24 protein-coding genes are annotated in these 25,451 nt (G+C 51.7%); 13 read left to right on the plus strand and 11 right to left on the minus strand.

What is annotated here, in order from left to right; translation table 11 throughout:
* Positions 1-51 precede the first annotated feature (51 nt).
* From prc to AC07UY_RS07965, 3 genes are all read right to left on the minus strand, one after another.
* Complete coding sequence (prc, locus tag AC07UY_RS07955) at positions 52-2,100, minus strand: carboxy terminal-processing peptidase (RefSeq protein ID WP_494659925.1); 2,049 nt, start codon at positions 2,098-2,100, stop codon at positions 52-54.
* Between the two features lie 19 nt (positions 2,101-2,119).
* Complete coding sequence (gene proQ, locus AC07UY_RS07960) at positions 2,120-2,806, minus strand: RNA chaperone ProQ (RefSeq protein WP_203358122.1); 687 nt, start codon at positions 2,804-2,806, stop codon at positions 2,120-2,122.
* Between the two features lie 97 nt (positions 2,807-2,903).
* Positions 2,904-3,401 (minus strand): GAF domain-containing protein, encoded by a 498-nt coding sequence (locus tag AC07UY_RS07965; RefSeq protein ID WP_494701033.1) that lies wholly within the window; start codon positions 3,399-3,401, stop codon positions 2,904-2,906.
* A gap of 128 nt (positions 3,402-3,529) precedes the next feature.
* On the opposite strand from AC07UY_RS07965, the gene yebS reads away from it, so the two are divergent.
* The 5 genes from yebS (at position 3,530) to AC07UY_RS07990 (ending at position 9,581) form a co-directional block, all read left to right on the plus strand.
* Positions 3,530-4,825 carry a membrane integrity lipid transport subunit YebS gene (yebS, locus tag AC07UY_RS07970; RefSeq protein WP_494701002.1) on the plus strand — a complete coding sequence of 432 codons (1,296 nt, stop codon included), beginning with the start codon at positions 3,530-3,532 and terminating at the stop codon, positions 4,823-4,825.
* Complete coding sequence (locus tag AC07UY_RS07975; protein ID WP_494659927.1) at positions 4,782-7,415, plus strand: PqiB family protein; 2,634 nt, start codon at positions 4,782-4,784, stop codon at positions 7,413-7,415. The genes yebS and AC07UY_RS07975 overlap by 44 nt, the downstream gene beginning before the upstream one ends.
* 78 nt (positions 7,416-7,493) lie before the next feature.
* Positions 7,494-8,933, plus strand: coding sequence for a 16S rRNA (cytosine(1407)-C(5))-methyltransferase RsmF (rsmF, locus tag AC07UY_RS07980; protein ID WP_494659928.1), 1,440 nt, complete (start codon positions 7,494-7,496; stop codon positions 8,931-8,933).
* Between the two features lie 117 nt (positions 8,934-9,050).
* The gene (locus AC07UY_RS07985; RefSeq protein ID WP_192614329.1) at positions 9,051-9,287 is read left to right on the plus strand and encodes a YebV family protein; all 237 of its coding nucleotides are present in this window, start codon (positions 9,051-9,053) and stop codon (positions 9,285-9,287) included.
* A 102-nt stretch (positions 9,288-9,389) separates the two neighbouring features.
* Positions 9,390-9,581 (plus strand): YdfD/YebW family protein, encoded by a 192-nt coding sequence (locus AC07UY_RS07990; protein ID WP_203358126.1) that lies wholly within the window; start codon positions 9,390-9,392, stop codon positions 9,579-9,581.
* On the opposite strand, the gene pphA is transcribed toward AC07UY_RS07990, so the two are convergent.
* The 3 genes from pphA to AC07UY_RS08005 form a co-directional block, all read right to left on the minus strand.
* The gene (pphA, locus tag AC07UY_RS07995; RefSeq protein WP_494659929.1) at positions 9,582-10,244 is read right to left on the minus strand and encodes a protein-serine/threonine phosphatase; all 663 of its coding nucleotides are present in this window, start codon (positions 10,242-10,244) and stop codon (positions 9,582-9,584) included.
* 388 nt (positions 10,245-10,632) lie between these two features.
* Positions 10,633-11,310, minus strand: a complete 678-nt coding sequence (locus AC07UY_RS08000; RefSeq protein WP_494659930.1) for an SDR family oxidoreductase — start codon at positions 11,308-11,310, stop codon at positions 10,633-10,635.
* 313 nt (positions 11,311-11,623) lie between these two features.
* Positions 11,624-11,905 carry a hypothetical protein gene (locus tag AC07UY_RS08005; RefSeq protein WP_494659931.1) on the minus strand — a complete coding sequence of 94 codons (282 nt, stop codon included), beginning with the start codon at positions 11,903-11,905 and terminating at the stop codon, positions 11,624-11,626.
* Positions 11,906-12,200: 295 nt separating this feature from the next.
* Here AC07UY_RS08005 and AC07UY_RS08010 point away from each other — a divergent pair, with 295 nt between their 5' ends.
* The 3 genes from AC07UY_RS08010 to AC07UY_RS08020 all read left to right on the plus strand — a co-directional run bounded on the left by AC07UY_RS08010 (position 12,201) and on the right by AC07UY_RS08020 (position 15,582).
* A complete protein-coding gene (locus AC07UY_RS08010; protein WP_494659932.1) occupies positions 12,201-12,605 on the plus strand; it encodes a cell envelope integrity TolA C-terminal domain-containing protein in 405 nt (134 codons plus the stop codon).
* Between the two features lie 135 nt (positions 12,606-12,740).
* Positions 12,741-13,724 (plus strand): alpha/beta hydrolase, encoded by a 984-nt coding sequence (locus AC07UY_RS08015; RefSeq protein ID WP_494659933.1) that lies wholly within the window; start codon positions 12,741-12,743, stop codon positions 13,722-13,724.
* 472 nt (positions 13,725-14,196) lie between these two features.
* Positions 14,197-15,582 carry an FAD-binding oxidoreductase gene (locus AC07UY_RS08020; protein ID WP_494701003.1) on the plus strand — a complete coding sequence of 462 codons (1,386 nt, stop codon included), beginning with the start codon at positions 14,197-14,199 and terminating at the stop codon, positions 15,580-15,582.
* A 255-nt stretch (positions 15,583-15,837) separates the two neighbouring features.
* Here AC07UY_RS08020 and AC07UY_RS08025 read toward each other — a convergent pair whose 3' ends face one another.
* Positions 15,838-16,749, minus strand: a complete 912-nt coding sequence (locus AC07UY_RS08025; RefSeq protein WP_494701004.1) for a LysR substrate-binding domain-containing protein — start codon at positions 16,747-16,749, stop codon at positions 15,838-15,840.
* 185 nt (positions 16,750-16,934) lie between these two features.
* Here AC07UY_RS08025 and AC07UY_RS08030 point away from each other — a divergent pair, with 185 nt between their 5' ends.
* Positions 16,935-18,134, plus strand: coding sequence for an MFS transporter (locus AC07UY_RS08030; protein ID WP_494701005.1), 1,200 nt, complete (start codon positions 16,935-16,937; stop codon positions 18,132-18,134).
* Between the two features lie 2 nt (positions 18,135-18,136).
* Entirely contained in the window at positions 18,137-19,309 is a 1,173-nt protein-coding gene (locus AC07UY_RS08035) for an amidohydrolase (RefSeq protein WP_494701006.1), read from the plus strand.
* Positions 19,310-19,889: 580 nt separating this feature from the next.
* Here the strand turns inward: AC07UY_RS08035 and AC07UY_RS08040 are convergent.
* From AC07UY_RS08040 to yobA, 3 genes are read right to left on the minus strand one after another with little or no spacing between them, the layout of a single operon-like run.
* Positions 19,890-20,228: a YebY family protein gene (locus AC07UY_RS08040; RefSeq protein WP_494701007.1), complete on the minus strand. Its 339-nt coding sequence runs from the start codon at positions 20,226-20,228 to the stop codon at positions 19,890-19,892.
* Between the two features lie 16 nt (positions 20,229-20,244).
* A complete protein-coding gene (gene copD / locus AC07UY_RS08045; RefSeq protein ID WP_494701008.1) occupies positions 20,245-21,117 on the minus strand; it encodes a copper homeostasis membrane protein CopD in 873 nt (290 codons plus the stop codon).
* Positions 21,118-21,119: 2 nt separating this feature from the next.
* Positions 21,120-21,494, minus strand: a complete 375-nt coding sequence (yobA, locus tag AC07UY_RS08050; protein ID WP_494701009.1) for a CopC domain-containing protein YobA — start codon at positions 21,492-21,494, stop codon at positions 21,120-21,122.
* Positions 21,495-21,632: 138 nt separating this feature from the next.
* Here yobA and AC07UY_RS08055 point away from each other — a divergent pair, with 138 nt between their 5' ends.
* The 3 genes from AC07UY_RS08055 (at position 21,633) to exoX (ending at position 23,311) form a co-directional block, all read left to right on the plus strand.
* On the plus strand, positions 21,633-21,863 hold the full coding sequence (locus AC07UY_RS08055) for a DNA polymerase III subunit theta (protein WP_162383786.1): 231 nt from the start codon (positions 21,633-21,635) through the stop codon (positions 21,861-21,863).
* A gap of 106 nt (positions 21,864-21,969) precedes the next feature.
* A complete protein-coding gene (locus tag AC07UY_RS08060; RefSeq protein WP_494701010.1) occupies positions 21,970-22,626 on the plus strand; it encodes a nitrilase-related carbon-nitrogen hydrolase in 657 nt (218 codons plus the stop codon).
* A 22-nt stretch (positions 22,627-22,648) separates the two neighbouring features.
* On the plus strand, positions 22,649-23,311 hold the full coding sequence (gene exoX / locus AC07UY_RS08065) for an exodeoxyribonuclease X (protein WP_192611904.1): 663 nt from the start codon (positions 22,649-22,651) through the stop codon (positions 23,309-23,311).
* Here the strand turns inward: exoX and ptrB are convergent.
* Positions 23,308-25,368: an oligopeptidase B gene (gene ptrB / locus AC07UY_RS08070; protein WP_494701034.1), complete on the minus strand. Its 2,061-nt coding sequence runs from the start codon at positions 25,366-25,368 to the stop codon at positions 23,308-23,310. The genes exoX and ptrB overlap by 4 nt on opposite strands.
* Positions 25,369-25,451: the final 83 nt, after the last annotated feature.

Here is a 25,451-nt window from a genome sequence, read left to right on the forward strand (position 1 = left end):
CCACCCACATATGTTAAAAAAAACAGGCACAATTTCTTGTGCCTGTTCAGGTTATTGCGTGACTGCGGGTTGCTCCGCAGGCTTCTCTTTCTCAAGATGGGCCAGGTCCAGCGCTATTTTCACCGTCTCATCAAGATACGGATCGGGCTCCTGGTAATCCTTCGGCAGATCGTCCAGGTTCTTCAGCGGTGGTTTACCTTCGCGTTTAAAGCGGTCGTTGATACGCGCCAGTCGCATTGCATCATCTTCGTTATTCTCTTTTTCACGTTGCGCAAAATTGAGAGACGCAATGTTGCGTTTATCTTTCATGGCGTTGTAACGGGCAATATCCTTCATGATGTACTGGAATTCAGGATCACTGGCGATACGTGCAGTGTGTTCCTTGAGCAATTCCGGACCGAATGGCGTTAAATCCTCTGACTTCACATAGGTTGCCGCATCAACACTGTCCCACGGTAACGCGTTATCTTCGAACTTCTCACCAGTTTCAGTCTCTTCATTACCTGTCGGCATGAGGATATCGGGTGTAACGCCCTTACGCTGAGTACTACCGCCATTAACACGATAGAACTTCTGGATTGTGTATTGCACGGAACCCAACGCCGGCCATTCCGGACGCAGCATCTGGTCGTAAATGCGATTCAGTGAACGGTACTGCTGCACGGTGCCTTTCCCGAAGGTCGGTTCACCCACAATCAGCGCACGCCCATAGTCCTGCATTGCCGCGGCAAAAATTTCAGATGCGGATGCGCTAAAGCGGTCGACTAACACCACCAGCGGACCTTTATAGTAGACAACGCCGTCGGTGTCGCTGTCTTCGCGAACCTTACCGTTGTTGTCACGCACCTGCACAACCGGGCCAGAAGGGATAAACAAGCCGGAGAGCGAAACCGCTTCTGTCAGCGCGCCGCCGCCGTTGGTGCGCAGATCGATAACGATGCTGCTCACGTTCTGTTTTTCCAGTTTCTGCAGTTGAACTTTGACATCATCCGTCAGGCCAACATAGAAACCAGGAATATCCAGCACGCCCACTTTTTCTTTGCCGACGGTTTTCACCGACATTTTGACAGCACGGTCTTCAAGGCGAATACGTTCACGCGTAAGCGTAACAATTCGGGTCTTCGTACCTTTGCCAGCAGGCAGGATTTCAAGGCGAACTTTACTGCCCTTCGGTCCTTTGATCAGCGCAACGACATCATCCAGACGCCAGCCAATCACATCCACCATGCCTTTACCGTTCTGGCCGACGCCCACAATACGATCGCCAACGCTGATCGCTTTGCTCTTCGCCGCCGGACCACCAGCCACCATGGAGTTGATGACCGTGTAATCATCATCCATCTGCAGCACAGCGCCAATACCTTCCAGAGACAGGCTCATTTCGGTATTGAACTGTTCCGTGTTACGCGGGGAAAGGTAATTGGTATGCGGATCGATTTCGCGCGCGAAAGCGGTCATTGCCAGCGAGAAAACGTCTTCGCTGTTGGTTTGCGCCAGACGGCGAATGGCAAATTTGTAACGACGCGTCAGCGTCTCACGAATTTCTTTGTCGGTCTTGCCCGTTAACTTCAGGCTCAGCTCGTCAAATTTTACTTTTCCATCCCACAGCGCATTCAGCTCGGCCTCATTCTTCGGCCAGGGCGCTTTGCTGCGATCAAGGTTAAACGTATCGGTACCGGTGAAATCCATCGGACGTTCCAGTACGCTTAACGCATACTGATAACGTTCAAATCGACGTTTTTGCGCCAGATTATAGAGATCGTAAAAGACATCCAGCTTGCCCGAACGTAGCTCATCGCCCAGCACGGTTTTCTTTTTAGCAAACTGCTCGACATCGCTCGCCAACAGCACGTTGTGGCTGAAGTCGAGTAAATTCAGATAACGATCGAAAATTTTCGCCGAAAACGACTGATCCAGATCGAACTGACGATAGTGGGAACGTGTGAAACGGGACGTCACACGTTCACTCACTGTCGCATGCTGTGTTTCTTCCTTCAGTACAGGAATTTGATCGGCACGCGTAATGTCGTCCACAGCAAATGACTGGCCTGCTATTGCAAGCAGGCCAGCTAACGCGGTAAGCCTAAAAAAAGTGTTCATGCCCGGCCTGGCCTCCGTTTCAGAACACCAGGTGTTCTGCGCGTACAATCAAAGACATACCCGAATTCAGCTGTACACGGACGCCATCTTTGGTGATTTCTAATACGGTGGCATCCATCGCATTATTACCTGCTTTCACCTTCAGAGACTGCCCTACCGTGAGGACTGAAATGTCAGAAACCGGGGTGTGCTGCTCTTCGCGAGGTGCACGAGGTGCTTTCGCTGCCGGTTTCTCAGCGCGAACTTTACGTTCAGCGCCTTCTTTGCGGCGTGGTGCAGGACGCGGCTTACGTTCGCGACGCGGAGCGTCTTCTTTTTCGCCTGCAGCAGCGGCAGCTTCGCGTTTTTTCGCTTGCTGTTCTGCGCGCTGCGCCTGAACGCGAGCTTTTGCCTCTTCAAGCTGCTTACGTGCATGCTCAACGTGCTGCTCATCCAGCTCACCGCAAGGGTTGCCGTCGAGATCGACACGCGTTGCACCCGGTTTAACACCGTAGAGGTAACGCCAGCTTGAAGTGTAAAGACGTAAAGCGGAGCGAAGTTGAGTCTTGCTAAGGTTCATTTCACCCTCAACGCGCTCTACCAGATCCTGAAAAATGCCAATTTTCAGCGGGCGCGCTTCGCCTTCCGCACTAAAACAGTGAGGAAAACGTTCGGCCAAAAATGCGATAACTTCTTTACTGCTATTCAACTTAGGTTGATTTTCCATGAAATTTCCTGATTACAACGGACGTAGCCAACTAGCCGCAGGCATGAACAGGCGTCATTATAATGACGCCATCAGTAATTGCTACGTTATCCGTTGATTATCCTGCGTCGGCCGCAAAGAATTTTTTGTAATCCGTCATTGCAAGCACCGCCTCAAGCTGTGCAACAAGCTGACGCAGACCCTGTTCATCTTCTTCAGTGAAGCGGCCAAATGCCGTGCTATCAATGTCCAGCACACCCAAAATCCGATTCCCGACCGTCAGCGGCAGTACGATTTCGGAATTGCTGGCGGCATCGCACGCGATATGCCCGTCAAAAGCATGAACATCTTCGATACGCTGAACGCGGTTCTGCGCCACTGCCGTGCCACAGACGCCGCGCCCAACCGGGATACGCACACAGGCGATTTTCCCCTGAAACGGACCTAATACAAGCATGTCGTTTTCAAGCAGATAAAATCCCGCCCAATTCACTTCTGAAAGACGTTCATACAACAATGCGCTTGTGTTCGCGAGTGTTGCCAGAAAACTTGTTTCACCTGCCATTAATGCCTGAAAGTCGCGATTAAGATCCGTGTATAACTCTGTTTTGTTCATTTTATAATCACTTGGTTGTCTTACTTTACATTGCAGCCTATTAAAATAAGCATTAAATGCGTTAATGCTCAAGATCATTCCCGTCATGAGTTAAGATTACATAAATCTAACACTTTGATTCGCGATACATGGCTCTTAAAACCCCACATATCACGCCAACGAAAAAAATAGCGGTCAGATCCATCGGCGAGGCATTGCCCCGAGCACATTATCACCGTTGCCCTCAGTGCGACCTGCTGTTCAGCCTGCCAAAAATGCGCTCTTACCAGAGCGCGTACTGCCCGCGCTGTCAGGCCAAAATCCGCGACGGACGCGACTGGTCGCTGACACGTCTGGCGGCAATGGCCATCACGATGCTGTTGCTGATGCCTTTTGCCTGGGGCGAACCGCTGCTGCACATCTATTTACTCGGGGTACGCATTGATGCCAACGTGATGCAGGGTATCTGGCAGATGACAAAACAGGGCGACCCGATAACCGGCGCGATGGTGCTCTTTTGCGTCGCCGGTGCGCCGCTGGTGCTGGTGACGTCTATCGCCTACCTGTGGTTTGGCAACATTCTGGGGATGAACCTGCGCCCGGTGCTGTTAATGCTGGAAAGGTTAAAAGAGTGGGTCATGCTGGACATCTACCTGGTCGGCATCGCGGTGGCATCAATTAAAGTGCAGGATTACGCCTTTTTGCTGCCCGGTGTTGGGCTCACCGCCTTCATCGCACTGGTTCTCCTCAGTATTCTGACCTTATCCCACCTCAATGTTGAGCAGTTATGGGAACGCTTTTACCCGCAGAAGCCTGCCCGACGTCCCGACGAAAAACTTCGCGTTTGTCTGGGGTGTCACTTTACAGGTTACCCCGATCCCCGTGGGCGTTGCCCTCGCTGTCATATCCCACTGCGATTGCGCAGAAAGCAGAGCATACAAAAATGTTGGGCCGCTTTATTAGCCTCTATCGTCTTTTTGCTACCGGCCAACTTGATGCCCATTTCGATCATTTATGTCAATGGCGGGCGTCAGGAAGACACTATTTTTTCAGGTATTATGTCACTGGCGAGCAGCAATGTTGCGGTGGCCGCCGTGGTCTTTATCGCCAGTATCCTGGTGCCATTTACCAAAATAATTGTGATGTTTACACTGTTGATCAGTATCCATTTCAACTCTGTGCTGGGGCTGCAAATGCGTATCCGGCTTCTGCGCCTGGTCACCTGGATTGGTCGCTGGTCAATGCTGGATCTCTTTGTTATTTCATTAACGATGTCTCTGATTAATCGCGATCAGATACTGGCTTTTACTATGGGACCGGCTGCGCTGTATTTCGGCGCAGCGGTAATATTGACTATTCTTTCAGTCGAATGGCTGGATAGCCGCTTACTTTGGGATGCACATGAGTCAGGAAACGCCCGCTTCGCCGACGGAAGCGCAGATTAAAACAAAACGCCGTATTTCGCCCTTCTGGTTGCTGCCGCTCATTGCCCTGATGATCGCCGGATGGCTGGTATGGGGAAGTTATGAAGATCGCGGTAATACCGTCACCATCGATTTTATGTCGGCGGATGGCATCGTTCCTGGCCGAACCCCCGTGCGTTATCAAGGGGTTGAAGTCGGCACGGTGCAGGATATCAATCTGAGCAAAGACCTGCGCAAAATCAAAGTTCGCGTCAGTATCAAGGCCGACATGAAAGATGCACTGCGTGAAGATACACAGTTCTGGCTGGTCACGCCGAAAGCTTCGCTGGCGGGGGTTTCCGGCCTGGACGCGCTGGTCGGCGGCAACTATATCGGCATGATGCCCGGAAAAGGCGAACCCAGCGATCACTTTGTGGCGCTGGATACACAACCGAAATATCGCCTGAACAACGGCGAATTAATGATCCATCTTCAGGCACCGGATCTCGGTTCACTCAACAGTGGCGCACTGGTCTATTTCCGTAAAATTCCCGTGGGGCGTGTCTACGACTACGCCATCAACCCCAACAAACAGGGGGTCACGATTGATGTGCTGATTGAACGACGCTTTACTAATCTGGTGAAAAAAGGCAGCCGTTTCTGGAATGTCTCGGGGGTGAATGCCGACATCAGTCTCAGCGGCGCAAAAGTGAAACTGGAAAGTCTGGCAGCACTGGTGAACGGTGCTATCGCGTTTGACTCCCCGGACAACTCTCAACCCGCAGCTCAGGACGATGCTTTCGGGTTGTACCAGGATCTCGCGCACAGTCAACGTGGCGTGCTGGTGAATCTTGAGCTGCCCAGCGGCAACGGTCTGAAGGCCGGTTCGACGCCATTGATGTACCAGGGGCTGGAAGTGGGTCAGTTAACCAAACTGCATCTCAACCCCGGTGGTAAAGTGACCGGTGAAATGACGGTGGATCCTGCCGTTGTGACGCTGTTACGCGATTCGACACGCATTGAACTACGCAATCCAAAACTGTCGCTCAGCGATGCCAACCTCAGTGCATTGCTCACCGGAAAAACCTTCGAACTGGTGCCCGGTGAAGGCGAACCGCGTAGCGAGTTTGTGGTAGTGCCGGGCGAACAAGCCCTTCTTCATGAGCAAAATGTGCTGACCTTTACCCTCACCGCACCGGAAAGCTACGGCATTGATGCCGGACAGCCGCTTATTCTGCACGGGGTGCAGGTGGGCCAGGTCATTGAGCGTAAACTCACCAGTAAAGGCGTCACATTTATTGTCGCTATCGATCCACAACATCGCGATCTGGTTCAGGGCGACAGCAAATTCGTGGTCAATAGCCGCGTCGATGTCAAAGTCGGTCTGGACGGCATTGAGTTTCTCGGCGCCAGCGCCAGTGAATGGATAAGCGGCGGCATTCGTATTTTACCTGGCACCAAAGGTGAGATGAAGGCCAGTTATCCGCTGTATGCCAATCTGGAAAAAGCCGTAGAAAACAGCCTCAGCGACTTGCCGACAACCACCGTCAGCCTCAGCGCCGAAACGCTACCGGATGTACAGGCCGGTTCCGTCGTGCTGTACCGTAAATTTGAAGTGGGTGAAGTGATCACCGTGCGTCCACGCGCCAATGCCTTTGATATTGATCTGCATATCAAACCTGAATACCGCAATTTGCTGACCAGCAACAGCGTGTTCTGGGCCGAGGGCGGCGCGAAAGTACAGCTCAATGGCAGCGGCCTTACCGTGCAAGCCTCCCCGCTCTCCCGTGCGTTAAAAGGGGCTATCAGCTTCGATAATTTGAGCGGTGCCAGCGCCAGCCAGCGTAAAGGCGACAAACGGATCCTTTATGCGTCGGAAACCGCAGCCCGCGCGGTCGGCGGCCAAATCACCTTACACGCCTTCGACGCGGGGAAACTTGCCGCCGGTATGCCGATTCGTTACCTCGGCATCGATATTGGACAGATCCAGACGCTGGAGTTGATTACTGCGCGCAATGAAGTTCAAGCCAAAGCGGTACTCTACCCGGAATACGTGCAAACCTTCGCCCGGGGCGGCACCCGTTTCTCGGTGATCACCCCGCAAATCTCTGCTGCGGGCGTCGAGCATCTGGATACGATTTTGCAGCCTTACATCAACGTTGAACCGGGACGCGGCAACCCACGTCGCGAATTCGAGCTACAGGAAACCACCATTACCGACTCTCGCTATCTTGATGGCCTGAGCGTCGTGGTTGAAGCCCCTGAAGCCGGTTCGCTGAACATCGGTACGCCGGTTCTGTTCCGGGGAATTGAAGTGGGCACGGTGACGGGAATGACCTTAGGAACGCTGTCTGACCGTGTGATGATTGCTATGCGCATCAGCCAGCGTTATCAGCACCTCGTTCGCAACAACTCCGTGTTCTGGCTGGCATCTGGCTACAGCCTCGATTTTGGCCTGACCGGCGGGGTCGTGAAGACAGGCACCTTTAATCAGTTCGTTCGTGGCGGTATCGCGTTCGCCACCCCGCCAGGCACGCCGCTGGCGCCTAAAGCGCAGGCAGGCAAACACTTCCTGCTGCTGGAAGTCGAACCCAAAGAGTGGCGCGAATGGGGAACCGCGCTCCCTCGTTAACCGCAGAGCTCCGGCGTGCCCGCGCCGGAGCGTTTGTGCTACACTGCGCGCCTGTTTTACTGCCGGTGGTATATTCTTGTGGCTCAACACGCCGTTTATTTTCCTGATGATTTTCTGACGCAAATGCGTGAGATAATGCCTTCTACGCTCTGTTTTGATGATTTTCTTGCCGCCTGCCAGCGTCCGCTACGCCGCAGCATTCGCGTCAACACACTGAAAATCTCCGTCCCCGCGTTTCTCGAGTTGACGGCCCCTTACGGCTGGTCACTGACGCCCGTCCCCTGGTGTGAGGAAGGTTTTTGGATCGAGCGTGATGATGAAGAGTCACTGCCGCTGGGCAGTACGGCCGAGCATTTAAGCGGTCTGTTTTATATTCAGGAAGCCAGCTCAATGCTGCCGGTCGCTGCACTGTTTGCCGACGGAAATAGCCCGGAGCGGGTCATGGACGTCGCCGCCGCCCCAGGTTCCAAAACCACGCAAATCGCTGCCAGAATGCATAACCAGGGCGCGATTCTGGCCAATGAGTTTTCTGCCAGCCGCGTCAAAGTGCTGCATGCGAACATCAGTCGTTGCGGGATCAGTAACGTTGCGCTGACCCATTTTGACGGTCGCGTGTTCGGCGCCGCACTGCCAGAAATGTTTGATGCCATTCTGCTGGACGCCCCCTGTTCAGGCGAAGGCGTAGTGCGTAAAGATCCGGACGCACTCAAAAATTGGTCTGTTGAGAGCAACCTTGACATCGCCGCCACCCAACGCGAGTTAATTGAGAGTGCATTCCACGCGTTGCGCCCCGGCGGAACGCTGGTTTATTCCACCTGTACGCTCAATCGCGATGAAAACGAAGCCGTCTGTCAGTGGCTAAAAGAGACCTGGCCGGACGCCGTTGAATTCCTCCCGTTAGATGACCTATTTCCTGATGCAAAGCGGGCATTGACGCCGGAAGGTTTTCTGCATGTCTTCCCGCAGATTTATGACTGTGAAGGCTTCTTCGTTGCGCGCTTACGCAAAACTCAGGCTATCCCTGCGTTACCCGCGCCAAAATATAAAGTCGGCAATTTCCCGTTTACGCCCGTGAAAGGTCGCGAATCGGCACAGATTACCCAGGCGGCCAGCGCCAGCGGCCTGCAATGGGATGAAAACCTGCGCCTCTGGCAACGTGATAAAGAGATCTGGCTTTTCCCGGAGGCTGTCGAAGGGCTGATTGGCAAAGTGCGCTTCTCCCGACTCGGCCTGAAATTAGCGGAAACCCATAACAAAGGGTTCCGCTGGCAGCACGAAGCGGTCATTGCGCTGGCCAATCCTGAGCACAAAAATGCCTTTGAACTTTCGCCGCAAGATGCAGAAGAGTGGTATCGCGGTCGCGATGTTTATCCACAAACCTCCCCTGCCACAGATGATGTTCTGGTGACATTCCAGCATCAGCCGATAGGTCTGGCAAAACGCATTGGTTCGCGCCTAAAAAATAGCTATCCCCGCGAACTAGTGCGTGACGGTAAGCTGTTTAGCGGTAATGCCTAGAAGCGCGCAAAAATAACGCACTTTTTGACTGGCGCTTTTGCCGCCGTTGACTACGCTGAAAATTGGGCGATCGAACTGGTCGTACCACAATCAGCGAATTTCAACGGAGAGCAAATGATGAAAACCAGTGTACGTATTGGCGCTTTTGAAATTGACGACGGTGAGTTACACGGTGAATCGCCGGGGGATCGAACGTTAACCATTCCGTGTAAATCCGATCCTGATTTATGTATGCAACTGGATGCCTGGGACGACGAAACCAGCATCCCCGCCCTCCTCAATGGAGAACATTCCGTTCTATTTCGCACCCGCTACGATCGCCATTCCGATGCCTGGGTCATGCGTCTTGCCTGACTCAAAAAGAACCCGTCGCCAGACGGGTTATTTATTTCTCCCTTTCCCTCCACCGATAACCTCTCCTACACTAACGGTACGGCAATACAATTTGAGGATGGAATGTTCGCACTGGTACTTTTTGTTTGCTACCTGGATGGCGGTTGCGAGGATATCGTGGTGGATGTCTACAATACTGAGCAACAGTGCCTGTTCTCAATGGACGATCAGCGAATTCGCCATGGAGGCTGCTTCCCGATAGAAGACTTCATCGATGGATTCTGGCTGCCGGCCCAGAAATACAGCGATTTCTGATTACTGCAACTGGACCAACGTCAGTTCGCCACCGAAAACAGCACCGGTATCAATATAGTGCAGGTTATCTATATCCACGCGATGACGTAACGGGGTATGGCCAAACCAGAAGTGATCCGCCCCACTAATACCGCCACCGCGTCCCGCCAGTCGTTCACTCAGACGCGTGCGACTCCACAACACCTCATGCAAGTCGACAGGCTTTTGCCACTGATACTCATCGTCCGGATAATCAGCATGCGCCACAACATGCATGCCATTGTGGCAATGCAGCTCCAGAATCCACGGAAGTTCACGGCAATCTTCCAGCGCGCGCCTTGCCTGCGCCTGCTGTATTGCCGGTAACGCCATAAACCAGCCCCCGCCATTCATCGACCATAACGAAGGCTCTTCTGATTTCAGCGCATCCATCGCCATTTGCTCATGGTTCCCTCTGATCGCCACCATCCAGTTTTTACGCAGTAACCGGAGGCAGCCCAGACTGTCCGGCCCACGATCGATAACATCACCTACCGAGACCAGCAAATCCTGCCAGGGATCAAAATGGCATTCGCGTAATTTGGTCATCAGCAAGGCGAAGCACCCGTGGAGGTCGCCTACAATCCAGACGTGCCGCCACTGGTTTCCGTCAACGCGCAGATAGACATTATCAGGCTGTTTCATCTCTCCTCCTCTCCCATACGACACACCCCAAAAAATTGAATAGCAGAGGCAAAAAACCAGGGCGATTGAGGGGCGAAGTATGGAATTGTTTAAAAAGAGTACAGCGTGTGGCGCGGGTTTGTGCCAGGAAATAACAGCGTATTTTTCACTTAAAAAGAGACGGATTACGGTTCCCGCATTGTCCTGAATTTTATTTTTTCTTTATAATTCGTATAAATAAAAGATTCTTAAAAACAACCGATCTACGTTGTGTTTTTAAAGCCTGCGGTTACAGCTGAAACATCAACGGATTGCGAGGCCTTTTCAGCCAGGCTTTAAGCTGAAAAATACGATGTCCAGATACCCATTCAGGTTTTGTCTCCTGAATGGGCAAAGTGTCTTATTGCGGCTACCAGGTCAGCGGCGTTGAGGTGTAGTCCACGAAATGGTGCCCACCCTTTCCTTGATAACTTTCCAGAACGTTAGCCAGTCCCTTAACGCTTTCTTCAACCGTAAGCGGTGCCTGCGCGCCACCCATATCAGTCTGCACCCAGCCCGGATGCAGTGACAGAAGCGTCAGACCACGAGAATCTGTCTCCGGTAACAAGGCGCGTGTCAGCATGTTCAGGGCGGATTTACTTGCCGAGTAGAGAGGCATATCAGCCTGCGTGTTTTCGTTCAGGCTGGCAAGTATTGAACTGGTGAAGGCCAGGATCCCTGTTCCCGGCTTAACGGCATCAAGTACTAAATTTGCTAACCTGATAGGCGAGAACGTATTGGTCATAAACAAGGACAAGAGCTCTTCTGGCGTCGCGGAACTGGCTGACTGATGCTGCGGCCCTTGCACGCCAGCATTAATCAGAATGACATCGTATTGCCCTGGCTGCAGCAACTGACCGAAAGCAGTGCTTTGCTGCACATCATTAATATCGAGAGTCAGCCACGTAATTTCTGGATATGTCTCAGCGCCAACAGACTGCCTGCGCGTTGCAGAGACTGCCCATCCCCGGTGATGCAGCTCCTGACTCAGACCAAGCCCGATCCCCCGAGATGCACCAATGATGAGTGCCTGATGTTGCTTACTCATATTTCCTCCGTTTGAGTATGGTCGGATTACGTCCTGTACCAGAACTCAGTAGCAGTAACCGGATCTTCCGACATCCTGATATCAGTATTTCAATGAGCCCCAGACTGAATGCGAAACGTTAAGATATTACTGATGTATTAAACATAAGGAATGTTCAATTTGTGCTGCAATGATTTTTTTGAAGGGCTAATTATTTATCGCTGTGGCGGCAAGCACAGCGGCTAAACTTTCCGCTCCGGATAAAAATAGACGTGCAGTAGCGTTGACAAGTATTATTGTTGCCTTTGCGAAAAGTGAAACAATACACACGCCATCATTTCATTTTTAACCAAAATGATTCCTGGCAAACATTATGAAATTGTTTCTTCATGGGTCTGATATTCTGTCCAGCCGCATCTGTGACCTCCCAACAGATCCAACATTCAGGACAAACATAAGCGGAACTTTGCATTGCTTCAAGTTCATTGGTGTAGCTGATTATCACACCACTCTCATGAAGCCATACCTTAGAGATAGTCTCAACTTCTGCTAAATCATCTTTTTCCCTGCTCTCTTGAATGCAATTTACTTTCTTTCTGTTTTTAATAGCATTCACATAATACCTTAAGTCGATCATCGCCGGGTTCGTCGCAAAAAATAACTGTGGTAAGAATATATTATCCTATTGCTTCTCCCACAGCATCACAGATGTAACAAAATACGGTCTACCACACACCGTCAACCTTACCGCGTTCTTCCTGACTCCTTGCTGCTATTTTCCAGTCTGACATTCCCCCTAAAATTGGTGGGATTATGAGCCAACAAATCCTTCTTCTGATTTACATGCCATAATGCCCCCAGTCATTGGTGTATATCGGTACTTTTTGGAAAAATAATAAACGGACTTAGACATGACCAAATTCTTGATGCTGGTAGTAATGCTAGCAACCATTGCTGGCTGCACTCCACTTACCCCAAAAGATTGCCAGAAGAAAAGCGCTCTTGATTCGTGCTCTTACAAGCGTTCAGGTAAAGTCACCGATAAAGACATTTATGGCGAACAAGCATCAGGTATAAAAAAAGCACTCGATGCAGCACTTACCAAACCACACGCCTGGAATGGTAAAAGATGTAATGTGCATCTGGATTTCAATATGGACGGCACCTTGCAGAATTTCATCATAAAGAGTGGAGATAAGGATTACTGCCGTGCTTTAGCTGAAGCCTCCAGGCGAGCAAAATTCCCAGCATTTACTGACCTGAATGTTTACAACGACATGGGTTCTGCTCAGTGGGATATGCACGGACAACCATGAAAAAATATACGCTGACTGTCGGCTTCGTGCCAGCAGCGGACTTTTCTAACGCCACTGATGTATTAATCAATGGAGAGCAGGCCATATTTATAATATAAATTGACGGGTACGCTGAATTTTACAGGAACATCTCCGATGAATATTGCTGCCTCCATTGCCCTTTTGAGCGCTTGCCCAGTTGTGAGTCTGGCGGCAGTACCGGTGACCCTTTCCGAAACTGTCCTGGATGCCGCAGGGCCAAAAGGCCCTTTGAAAGGCACGTTACTCACCCCGAATTCAAAACCAACAGCCGTTGTTCTTATCGTTCCAGGCTCCGGGCCGACCGATCGGGATGGAAACAACCCGCTTGGTGTGAATGCATCGCCTTACCGACTTCTTGCTGAAGGTCTGGCTGCCAAAGGCTTTGCGACGCTTCGTATCGACAAACGTGGAATGTTCGCTAGCGCAATGGCCGTAGAGGATGCCAATGCGGTGACGATTGCTGACTATGTTGACGACGTTCGATCCTGGGTAGACGTGCTTAGACGTCACATGCACACTCCCTGTATTTGGGTTTTAGGACACAGCGAAGGGGGCGTTGTCGCACTTGCCTCGGCTCAAGAAGAGGATGTGTGCGGCGTGGTTCTTATCGCAACGCCCGGGAGGCCGATGGGAGAGGTGTTGAGGGGGCAACTTAACGCTAATCCGGAAAACGAAATGCTATTAAAGCAGGCACTGCCGATAATTGATGCCCTGGAGCATCGGCGGCGAGTCGATATTACGAATATGCACCCAGCACTGCAAAGTATCTTTAATCCTGCGGTTCAGGGGTTTTTGATCAATGCGTTTTCATATAATCCGGGTCATCTCATTTCGAGTATTTCCAAACCCGTGATAGTGCTACAAGGGCAACGCGATCTCCAGGTGGAAGAAACGGATGCAAGACTGCTTAAGGCCGCGAATCCTCAAGCGTCCCTGGTTATACTGCCCAATATGAACCATGTTATGAAAGAGGTGGCTTCGGACGATCGCAAGGCGAATATCGCGTCATACGCCGAACCCGCGCTCCCCTTAGCTCCCGGTTTAATCGACTCGATTGAGCATTTCCTGATCCACAACTCACCTTTTCCCGAAAAGTAATAGTTGCTCTGCTCGCGGTGTCCTGCCAAAAAACGATTTACTTTTAAAGAGTTCAGCATTCTTTAAAGCATTCGTCTGCTCCTCGCTCTAAACAGACATAGCTAATCTCGAGATTGACTATGAATTTGTATCATCAGTTACTGGAAAGCGATGAGCTAATTAAATAGCTGATCTTCAAATCGCTGAGCTTTTGTCTACCTGTGTTTTCCGCCAGCCAATGGATTTAACATATTCATTAAGTGGCGTACCTTGTTCAGAACCCATGTCAGCAAACCTTCGTTTATGTGTTGTATCCCATAGCCGAACACACCTCTGATTTCTTCATGCAGAGCGGCCTCAGACAGATGAGTGCTCCGGTGCTGATTCTGTTTACGACCACAGTCCACAAACTCCTCATTAAATACCCCTCAAACCATCAGGGTTTGTGAAATCCGCCATAATTAGTAGGGATACTCAAAGGTAGGAGACAATCATGAAGGAGTTACTAAAGCTAAATATCGACGAGTTCAAAACTCACTTCCAGGGGGAGGTGATTCTTCCTGACGATGCAGGCTACGACGAGGTGCGCCAGATCTGGAACGCCATGATCGACCGCAAACCCGCGCTGATCGCCCGCTGCACGTCGCCTGAGGATGTCGTCCAGGCTATCGAATTTGGACGAACGCAGAATCTCCTCATTTCGATCCGAGGAGGTGGACACAATATCGCGGGCAATGCCGTGTGCGACGACGGCCTAATGATCGACCTCTCGCTGATGAAGAAAGTGCAAGTGGACCTGGCAACCAACAGGGCTAGCGTTGAACCTGGCTGCACCCTTGGCGACTTTGATAAGGTGGTGCAGGCACATGGCCTTGCCACGCCACTGGGCATCAACTCGACCACCGGTGTGGCCGGCCTGACGCTCGGCGGCGGGTTCGGCTGGCTGAGTCGCAAGTACGGTATGACAATAGACAATCTGCTCTCTGCGGAGGTCATTACGGCAGATGGCAGCCAACTGCACGCCAGCGAATCAGAAAACCCGGATCTCTTTTGGGGGTTGCGGGGCGGAGGTGGCAACTTCGGTGTTGTTACTTGCTTCGAATTCCAACTCCATCCCGTCGGGCCGAATGTATTGAGTGGACTCATCGTGTTTCCGTTTGATCAGGCAAAGTCCGTTATCTCACAGTTCGCCCAATTCACCGAGACGATGCCGGAAGAGCTCAATGTTTGGATGGTAACGCGCAAGGCGCCTCCGCTACCTTTCCTGCCCAAGGACGTTCACGGGAAAGAGATGGTCGCGCTCGCGCTGTGCTATGTGGGCGATCCTAAAGAGGGTGAGAAGCTTATTGAGCCATTACGCGGGTTTGGTACGGTGCTCGGCGAGCACATCGGAGTGCAGCCTTATATCGCCTGGCAGCAGGCATTCGACCCGCTATTGTCGAAAGGGGCGCGTAACTACTGGAAATCGCACAACTTCTCGCAACTCAGTGAGGGTGTTATTGATGCCATCATCGAATACGCCGCCAGGTTGCCGTCACCCCAGTGTGAGATATTCATCGGGACAATTGGAGGTCAGACAGCCAGCGTCTCGCCCGAAGCAATGGCCTACTCAAGTCGGGATGCCAACTACGTGATGAATGTGCACGGTCGCTGGGAGTCAGCCACGGAGGATGAGCTCTGCATTACCTGGGCGCGCGAATTCTTCGCTAAATCACAACCGTTTGCCAGCAGCGGTGCATACATCAACTTCCTCACCCAGGAGGAGACTGACCGCATCGCCTTCGCTTACGGTGCGACCTGGAATCGACTAGTGGAGCTCAAGAAAAAGTACGACCCGACGAACCTCTTCCGGATGAATCAGAACATCAAACCGGTATGAGACCAGGTATTGCGCCTGACAGCAGTATGTCGCCAGCACGCTACGCATACTGCGGATGCTAAACGTTAGGCGCAGTAACATGGATATCGACTTGATCCTCATTTCGAGCAGCAATTTTGTCTGCACTGTTCGCTCTTCGCTGATAACCGACGTCATGCCCAGAGCGTGCCAGATATAGTCATTCATTTACACCAAAGATGTGTAATTCGATTATAAGCATACACTTCTGTTGAGGTGACCAGATTTACTGTGCAGCTACAACCAGTTATACCGAGTGCAATGATCGCGCAAGAGATCGAGAAAACGACGAGCCGTGTTGGTGAGGGGCGATTTTTGTGACCAGAGTACGCAATATTGTGCCTGCGGCAGGTTGTCGATCGGCAATATTGCCAGCTGTTGTTGAAACCAGATGGAACGCACCATCGCTCTGGCAACCACCACCAGATACCCCGTCTCCAGTACCATATTCATACCGCTAATAAATGAGTCAGTATGTACTGCTGGCGTGATCAGATGCTGATAAAGCTCACTCCATTCCATCTGTACCTGTTGGTAATACCCCATATCCGTTTTTGGCAATATCCATTTCGCCTCTGTCAACTCACCGAATGTAGAAGACCGGGACAGCGGATTATCTTTGTGAGAGATAATGCAAAATTCGGCGCTAAACAGTGGCTCACAGATCAAATCATCGAGCGGTAATTCCGGGCTGACGGTACCGACGGCAAAGTCCAGTCGCCCCTCCCGCAACGCGGGCAACAGCGTAGAAAGTTGTGCTTCATGAATGAATACATTGGATTGTGAAAAGGATTGGCGAAACGCATCCACCAGCGCCGGTAACACAGTGAGGGAAAGTAATGAGGAGCAACCAATCGCCACACTGCCTTGCTTAAGCTGATCGAGTTGTTGAATTTCATGAGCGGCGCGCTGGAGTTCTTCAAGAATCAGCTGCATACGGCGCGAAAAGGCCAGTCCCGTTTCGGTGAGTGTCATTCCATGAGTGCTGCGAATGATCAACTGGGTTTGCAGTACCTGTTCCAGTTCCCGAATAGTACGACTCACTGCCGGTTGCGATTGCCCAAGCGCCCGCGCAGCCCCTCGAATGCTGCCGCTACGAATCACCTGCTGAAAGACTTTCAACTGCTGAATCTTTGGTAAGTAGCGCATTCTGAGCCCTATCAGAAAAAAACATCACCGATTAAAAATTAGTATCTTATGCCCCTTCAATAAAGTCGATAATTTCGATGGCGCAAGCACGTGTTATCAACATCATAAAGTGACGTAAGTCACGCAAAAACAGACGCCACCCTATTCGTTGGTTTTCCGGGTGATAATTAAAAGGAATACATCCGATGAAAAATCGTTCGTTGATGGTTTTTTTGCTGTTTATGGGTTATGCCGTGGTTTATCTCGATAAAACTATTATCGGCTTTGCGCTGCTACCCATAGAAAAAGAGTTTCATTTACTGCCTGAGCAACTCGGTTATATCACCGGGATGTTTTTCCTCGCCTATTCGTTGTTTCAGGTTCCCGCAGGTTGGCTAAACGATCGTATCGGTTTTAAGAAAGTCCTCTGCTGTTCTTTGTTATTGTTGGGCGGATTTGCTCTGTGCTTTGGCTTGCTGGGCTTCAGTTTGGGTCTGCTGGTCACTTTTCGTTTCCTTTCCGGTATGGAGCACTCAGGTTATCCAACGGCGTGTGCCAAAGCTGTCGTCGCTAATTTTCCTCTTGAACAGCGCACGTTTACCCAATCGATTCTGCTCTCTTCTGCCGGGCTGGCGATGACCGTCGGGCCGCTGATCGCCGTCTATGTACTGGCGCATCTTGGCTGGCGTGGCTCATTTTCCGGGCTCGGTTTGGTCGCCTTCGCCATCATGATAGCCGTCTTGTTGCTGGTGCCAAATCCGCCTAAAACAGCAGATGAAAAATCCGCGGCAGCGGCGGTGAGTTACAAAGGCTTATTGAAAAACCCCATCGTTATCCTGCTGTTTATCTCGATTTTTTGTATCAACATCCCTGCTTATGGCCTGTTGGCCTGGTTACCGAAATTCCTCGTTCAGCAACGGGGGATGCCAATAGGTACCTCCAGCCTGGTCGTTGCAGCAGGTGGCCTTGGGATCTGGATTTCCTCACTCGGTAGTGGCTGGCTGGTCGGGCGCTACCTGCAAGGACGTGAACCCCTGTTTGTCTGTTGCAGTTCGCTACTCAGCGCATTGTGCATCTGGTTAGTATTTATCAGTCAAACGGCTCTGGTTTCCAGTGTGTTCCTGTTTATTGGTTATATCTTCCTGATGGGTTCATTTGTCACCGTCTTCACGCTGCCAATGAAACGCCTGCAGACCGAAGTCATAGGCGCTGGTATGGGCATGATTAACACTGGGGGAACACTCGGGGGCTTTATCGCACCGATTGCTATCGGCTATTTAGTCACCATCAGCGGTAATTACACGACGACCTTTATTTTTTTAGCCATGGCTATGGTGGTTTCCGGGTTAATTGTTTTACCGCTGGCGGGCAAATCACGTCACCAACTCTCACCTGAAGGAATCTGAAAATGAATGCTGAACAACTCATCGCTGACGTGGAACAGGACGTCCTGACATGGCGTCGTCATCTCCACGCCAACCCGGAGCTGTCGTTTCAGGAGCATAAAACGGCCGACTATATCGTGGAGCAGCTGACACGCTTTGGCGGGCTTAAAATCAGCCGTCCGACAGCAACGAGCGTGGTCGCGTATCTGCAAGGTGTTGCTGCAGGCCCATGCTATGCATTGCGTGCAGATATCGATGCCCTGCCATTGCAGGAAAAAAATGACGAGCCATTATGCTCGACGAATCCTGGGGTGATGCACGCCTGTGGTCATGATGCCCACACCGCGATGCTGTTGGGTGCCGCGCGTGTGTTGTGTCAGATGCAGGAGCAATTAAAGGGGTCTGTCTGTTTTATCTTCCAGCATGCGGAAGAGTTGCCGCCAGGCGGCGCACAAGAGCTGGTTGATCTCGGGTATCTTGACGATGTGAGTATGATCTTCGGACTGCATGTTTTCCCGACGGTCCCAACCGGGATCGTCAACATGAAGCAGGGGATTTTCAGCGCCGCCTGTGACAACTTCGACATCGTGATTCAGGGCAAAGGCGGCCACGGCTCGACACCGCAGCACTGCATCGATCCTATTGTGATTGGCGCTGAAGTTGCCACGTCATTACAGAATATTGTCGCGCGTAAAATCGATCCGCTCATGGTTCCAGTATTGAGCATCACCACTTTCCAGGCCGGAGCCAGTTATAATGTGATCCCTGATAGTGCGCGTCTGGCGGGGACACTGCGTACGCATAACCGTGAAGTTCGTGAGAAAGTACCACAACTGGTGGAACAGACCGTCGCAGGTATCTGCCAGGCGCATGGAGCAAGCCACAAAATTAGCTGGACACGGGGTTTTTCCAGCGGCGATAACCATCCGGATGCGTGTGCTATCGCCCGCCAGGTGGTGGCTGACGCGTTGGGGCCAGATGCTCTGGAGGAGGTTGATACTCCACTGTTTGGCGGGGAGGATTTCTCGTCATATCAGGCGAAACGGCCTGGTTGTTTTCTGTTTATCGGCTGCGGCAATGAAGCTATCGGTGCCACCCATGGCCTGCACAACCCCTACTTTAAACTGGATGAGGCCGCCTTGCAGGTGGGTGTAAAACTGCATGTGGGCTTTATTCGTCAGTTATTGATGCGTTAATCCATAAGATCTGGCCCATCAGGCATTTTTGTTGCGGCCAGTTTCAACACGTCTCATACCATGACTGACCGAGCGCATGTACGAAAAAGAATTCGGGAAGGATTTTACACAAAAACCGCTGGAGCATAAGCCGGGAAAATGACAGAGAAGAACCCTAATACCAGAAAAAAAGAGTATGTGATGCTCGTTTTTTTTCGGCGTAAATGAATTGTTAATGTTAATGTCGGGTGGTATAACGGAAAAAGACCGGATATTGAAATTCGGGATAATTTCGGGGTTTTTCGGACATGATGTCTTAAGCGCCTGAAATTAAAGCCAGATAAAAAGAGACCGAATACGATTCCTGTATTCGGTCCAGGGAAATGGCTCTTGGGAGAGAGCCGTGCGCTAAAAGTTGGCATTAATGCAGGCTAAGTCGCCCTGCCCTTTAAGAATAGATGACGACGCCAGGTTTTCCAGTCCGTGGCTAAAGTGGCTGGAAAAAAAGGATGCTTGTCACCCGCTACAACGTAAAAACCGCAAGTTCTTCTGCGAGAAACTTGCGGTTTTTTATTGGAAATCAGAAAGATATTTCTGACAATTAACAGAGTTTTTCTGCTCTTTCAATAAACGGCGCCAGGCTCATTTTTTCCCCTGGCTTCGCAGGATCGTCAATCTGAATAATGGTAAGAGGCTGAGCATTGGTTTTCCCGCTGCTTACCTGCTGCTGCGCGATATCATTGAGCGGGTATTGCACCAGCGTACTGGGGTTGATCACATACAAGGCATTCCCCGCCCGACACGTCAGCATCACTTCTTCACGGTTAAAGGACCACTTGTCTTTACCGACTTCAAAGCGGCTTACGGTGATCACCTGGGGTGCTGCCATTGCTGCTGTGGAACTTGCCAGTAGTAGAAGAGAAAGAATCATTTTTTTCATACGTTTTGCCTGTCCATCAGAACGGTTCCAGGGTCGCAAACAGGCTGACAATGGCCAACACGACGCCCCCAATTCCCCATTCAATTTGAGTCATCCAGATAAACCAGAGATTCGCGCGGTGATTTTCTTCGCGCATCCGTGGTACGAGAACATACCGATTCGTCAGCGCAATTGCCACCATTAGCAGTACCAACGCAATTTTTAGCACCAGTAACTGCCCGTACGCGGTATGCCATGGCGCAGTAAATCCGTTAATAAACAGGATATTAAAGATACCTGTCAGTAGCACGCCAGCCACAAACGCGTGACCATAACGGGAAAAACGCATCATGGTGTCAATGGCCTGTTCGCGCCAACGGCCTCTTGCGATGCGCATACAGTAGATTACGGGCAGCAGCCCGCCAAACCAGGCCGCCGCGCAGATCAGGTGCAGGGCGTAGTTTGTTTTGACCAGCCCGCCCAGCACGCCGTGATGTACGGCGGCATGCCCCACGCCCGCGAGAAATAGCAGTTGGCCCAACGTGAGGATAAGCAGCAAACGCGGCAAATTACGCGGCACAATCAGAACCACACCCAGCGTGACAAAGGCCAGGACAATCTGCCATAGCCAGACGCCGCCAAATTGCGTTTGCAGGACGGCGCCCCACACAGGGACGGAAAAGACATCCGGCCAGCCGGAACCCATTAATCCGCCCTGAACCATAAACATCAGCGCAGCGCTGATAAAACTCCACGTCGCGGCATGTTGTTGCAGGCGCAGGAAACGGCGAGCCATCAATCGGCGAATCGAGAACGGCGCCAGCCATGCGCTATACAAAGCACAGCCGAACACCAGCATCAGAGCGGTAAAATGGATAAATCTGAGCGCTATCCAGATGAACGTCAGCATAGTTACTTCACGCTAAAGGTGTATTGCCCTTTGGTTTTATGCCCGTCTACCGAGACGACATGCCACTCCACCGTATAAGTTCCTGGGTTCAGAGGCTGGTCAAGCGGGACAATCAGTTGTTTTTCATCCTGTTCGTTGCGCTTCGCTTTTTGCGTTTTAATGATTTCCTGTTTTGCTCCCGTGAGCGTCACCCCGCTGAACCCCGGTTCAATACCCTCAGAGAAATTCAGCGTGATGGCCTGTAAAGCGGCTTCAACCGCTGCATTCGCGGCAGGATATTGGTGTGTTAAATGCGCATGAGCCCAGGCGGCAGGAGCGACCAGCGTTGAGACAAGAAAGATGAATGCATAACGCAGCGATGGGGCAGCAAAAACCATATCAAATATTCCTTTTTGTTATGTCATAACCCTATGAGAATAACCTTCTATAATGATTGAGTCGAGAATCATCAATTGTGGCTTGCCATTGCGCCTGGGAGTTAGTAACTTTTGCGCGCACTTGATGAGGAGAAGCGCATGAAAACAAATCTGGCTCTACTTGAACAGGCAGAAATGGATAAGGTCAACGTCGATCTGGCCGCTGCAGGCGTGGCATTTAAAGAGCGCTACAACATGCCGGTCGTGGCTGAAGTTGTCGAACGCGAGCAACCAGAGCATTTACGCGGATGGTTTCGCGAGCGACTGATCGCACACCGTCTGGCCTCCGTTTCGCTTTCACGTTTACCTTACGAGCCTAAAGTTAAATAAAGCTTATATAACGTTACACTTCCTTACATGACAATTGCTACAGTATAAGAGCATTCTTAAGCCCTGATTTAAGGATGATTGTAGACACTATGAAAAGGAAGTCATTATGTCACACTGGAAAATTGCTGCAGCACAGTATGAACCCCTACACACCAGCCTGGCGGAACACGTTGCGCACCATCTGAAATTTATTGAGAAAGCCGCCAGCCATCGATGTGAATTGCTGGTATTTCCTTCCCTGTCGCTGCTGGGATGCACCGATCAGGATGATTCACTGCCCGCCCCGCCCGACAGCGCGTTATTACAACCTTTGGCTTACGCCGCCGCTACGTACCGCATGACGATCATCGCAGGTTTGCCGGTGGAGCATCACTCCCGTTTCGTTAAAGGTATTGCGGTGTTTAGTCCGTGGATCTCTTCGCCGTTAACCTTTCATCAAAGTCATGGCGCCTGTATTGCCCGGCATCTAAAGACCATCAGCGTTGTCGACGAACAACCTGAAGGCATGGATATGGATCCGGCGTTTTCGCTGTTCACCACCGGTCAAAGCGTGAGTGAGCCAAACCTGCAGGCCTCCACCTCCCGATTGCAGCGCTTCTCGCATCAATTCGCCATTGCCGTTTTGATGGCAAATGCGCGTGGAAGCAGCGCATTATGGGACGAAAGCGGTCAGCTTATCGTCCGTGCTGACCGCGGTTCGTTATTGTTGACAGGTCAGCGTACCGCACAGGGCTGGCAAGGTGATATCATTCCACTTCGCTAAGCGTTTTGGTCCGGAGCCTCCCATGTTGCGCATTATAGATACAGAAACCTGTGGCCTGCAGGGTGGAATTGTTGAGATCGCGTCAGTTGACGTCGTTGACGGCAAAATTGTGAATCCCATGAGCCACCTGGTGCGTCCTGATCGCCCCATTAGCCCGCAGGCCATGGCGATCCACCGCATTACCGAGGCCATGGTGGCTGACAAACCGTGGATTGAAGACATTATTCCGCTCTATCACGGAAGTGACTGGTATGTCGCGCACAACGCCAGTTTTGACCGTCGCGTTTTGCCGGAGATGCCCGGCGAGTGGATCTGCACCATGAAACTCTCCCGCCGGTTATGGCCGGGAATTAAATACAGCAACATGGCGCTGTATAAATCACGCAAACTGAGTGTGCAGACACCGCCAGGGCTTCATCATCACCGCGCGCTGTATGACTGTTACATCACGGCGGCTCTGCTCATCGATATCATCAACACCTCTGGCTGGTCGGCAGAACAGATGGCCGATATCACCGGTCGCCCTGCGCTTCTCACCACCTTTACGTTTGGCAAGTATCGCGGGAAGGCCGTTTCTGAAGTGGCGGAACGCGATCCGGGCTATCTGCGTTGGTTGTTCAACAATCTTGACAGCATGAGCCCGGAACTGCGTTTAACGCTAAAACACTATCTGGATAACGCTTAAACGTCTGCCTGTCCGGGCAACGTCCCCTGCGCGAGCGCAATCAGGAAAGCGAATTCCAGCGCCACGCCTTCATACGATTTAAAGCGCCCTGATTTGCCGCCATGCCCGGAATCCATGTCCGTACACAGCAGCAGCAGGCGCTCATCGGTTTTGAGTTCCCGCAGTTTTGCCACCCATTTGGCAGGCTCCCAGTACTGCACCTGGGAATCATGCAGGCCGGTGGTGACCAGAAGATGCGGGTAGCCCTGCGCACGGACATTATCGTAAGGACTGTAGCGCTTCATGTAGGTGTAATATTCAGGATCCTGCGGGTTGCCCCACTCTTCAAACTCTCCCGTGGTCAATGGGATCGACTCGTCGAGCATGGTGGTTACCACATCAACAAACGGAACCTGCGCAATCACGCCGTGAAAAAGTTCAGGCCGCTCATTAATCGCAGCGCCCATCAGCATTCCCCCTGCGCTTCCCCCCATTCCATAGCACAATGAAGGCGAACCGTACCCCAGATTGACTAAGGCGTCACAGACATCCAGATAGTCGTTGAAGGTATTTTCCTTTTTCAGAAACTTGCCATCTTCGTACCACTGTTGCCCCAGTTCACCGCCGCCGCGCACATGCGCGATGGCGTAGACAAAGCCCCTATCCAGCAGACTGAGTCGACTGCTGCTGAAGTCGGCATCCATGCTGGCACCGTAGGAACCATAGCCATACACCAGCAGCGGATTATGATGTCTGCGAAAATGCTTTTGATGGTAAACCAGTGAAACTGGCACCTCAGTGCCGTCACGGGCGGTTACCCACACGTGTTCACTGCGATAATTCGCCGCGTCAAATCCTGGGACATTGGTCTGTTTAAGGACCCGTCGCTCACCAGTGTCCATATCCAGTTCAAATAACGTATCCGGTGTCGTCATTGACGAGTAGCCATAGCGCAGGCGTGAGGTTTCCGGTTCCGGGTTGTAGGCAATCCAGCTCACATAAGCCGGATCATCAAAAGCGATCCCCACCACTTCACCTGTTTTGCGGTTTATTTGCCGCAGACTGGTCAACCCGCGCTGGCGTTCTTCCACCACCAGCCAGTCGGTGAAAAGCGTGAACCCTTCCAGCATGATGGCCTCTCGCGGCGGGATCAGCGCTTCCCAGGCGTTTTCATCACGGACACGCGTGCGGTACAGACCGAAATTTTTACCCTGCCGGTTTGAACGCAGATAAAACGCATGCTGGTAGTGATCGAGGCTATATTCATGATCCTTACGGCGCGGTAAAAACACGAACGGTTCAGCATCGGCAAGCTCTGCGTCGAGCAGGCGTACTTCACTGGTCGTCGCGCTGGCGAGTTGGATCACCACATAATGCTGCGACGTCGTTTTATGCAGACTGACATAAAACATATCGTCTTTTTCTTCGTAGACCAGTTCATCGCTGGATGTCGGCGTTCCAACCGTATGACGCCACACCTGGTACGGCAACAGCGTGACGGCGTGTTTACGCACGTAATAGAAGGTCTGTGAATCATTCGCCCACACCAGTTCCGGCTCAACATTATCCAACAGCTCCGGATACCAGTTGCCGGTTTCCAGGTTGCGAAAGCGGATCCCATACTGGCGGCGGGAGAGATAATCCTCTGCCAGCGCCATAAGGCTGTTGTCGGGGGAAATCGCGAGCCCGCCCAGCGTATAAAACTCGCTGTGTGCCGCGCGCTGGTTGCCGTCCAGCAACGTCTCCCATTCATCCCACTCTTCAGTGAACGCCGATTGTCGCTGGTAAATGGCGTATTCACCCCCTGGCTCATAGAGATGCCGGTAGCGGTAGCCATTCTTTATGTAAGGCGCAGAGACATCCTGAGGGGGGATCCTGTCGATAATTTCTTTCAGCACACGCTCCTGGAGCGCTTGCTGAGAAGCCATGACCTTGTGCCCGTAGGCATTTTCCTGATGCAGATAATCCAGCACATCAGGCTGCGCACGGGAGTCGTCGCGCAGCCAGTAGTAGTTGTCGATACGGGTGTCGCCATGCACGGTCATGGCGTGAGGAATTTTGTGCGCTTTTGGTAGCATGTCATTGTTCTTTTGCAATATACACTCTATAAGGTGTGGCAAAAGTTACGCGCAATGCAAGCGAAACATGCGACTTCGCAAAG

The sequence above is a fragment of the Citrobacter sp. GW821-FHT02E08 genome (assembly GCF_059421685.1).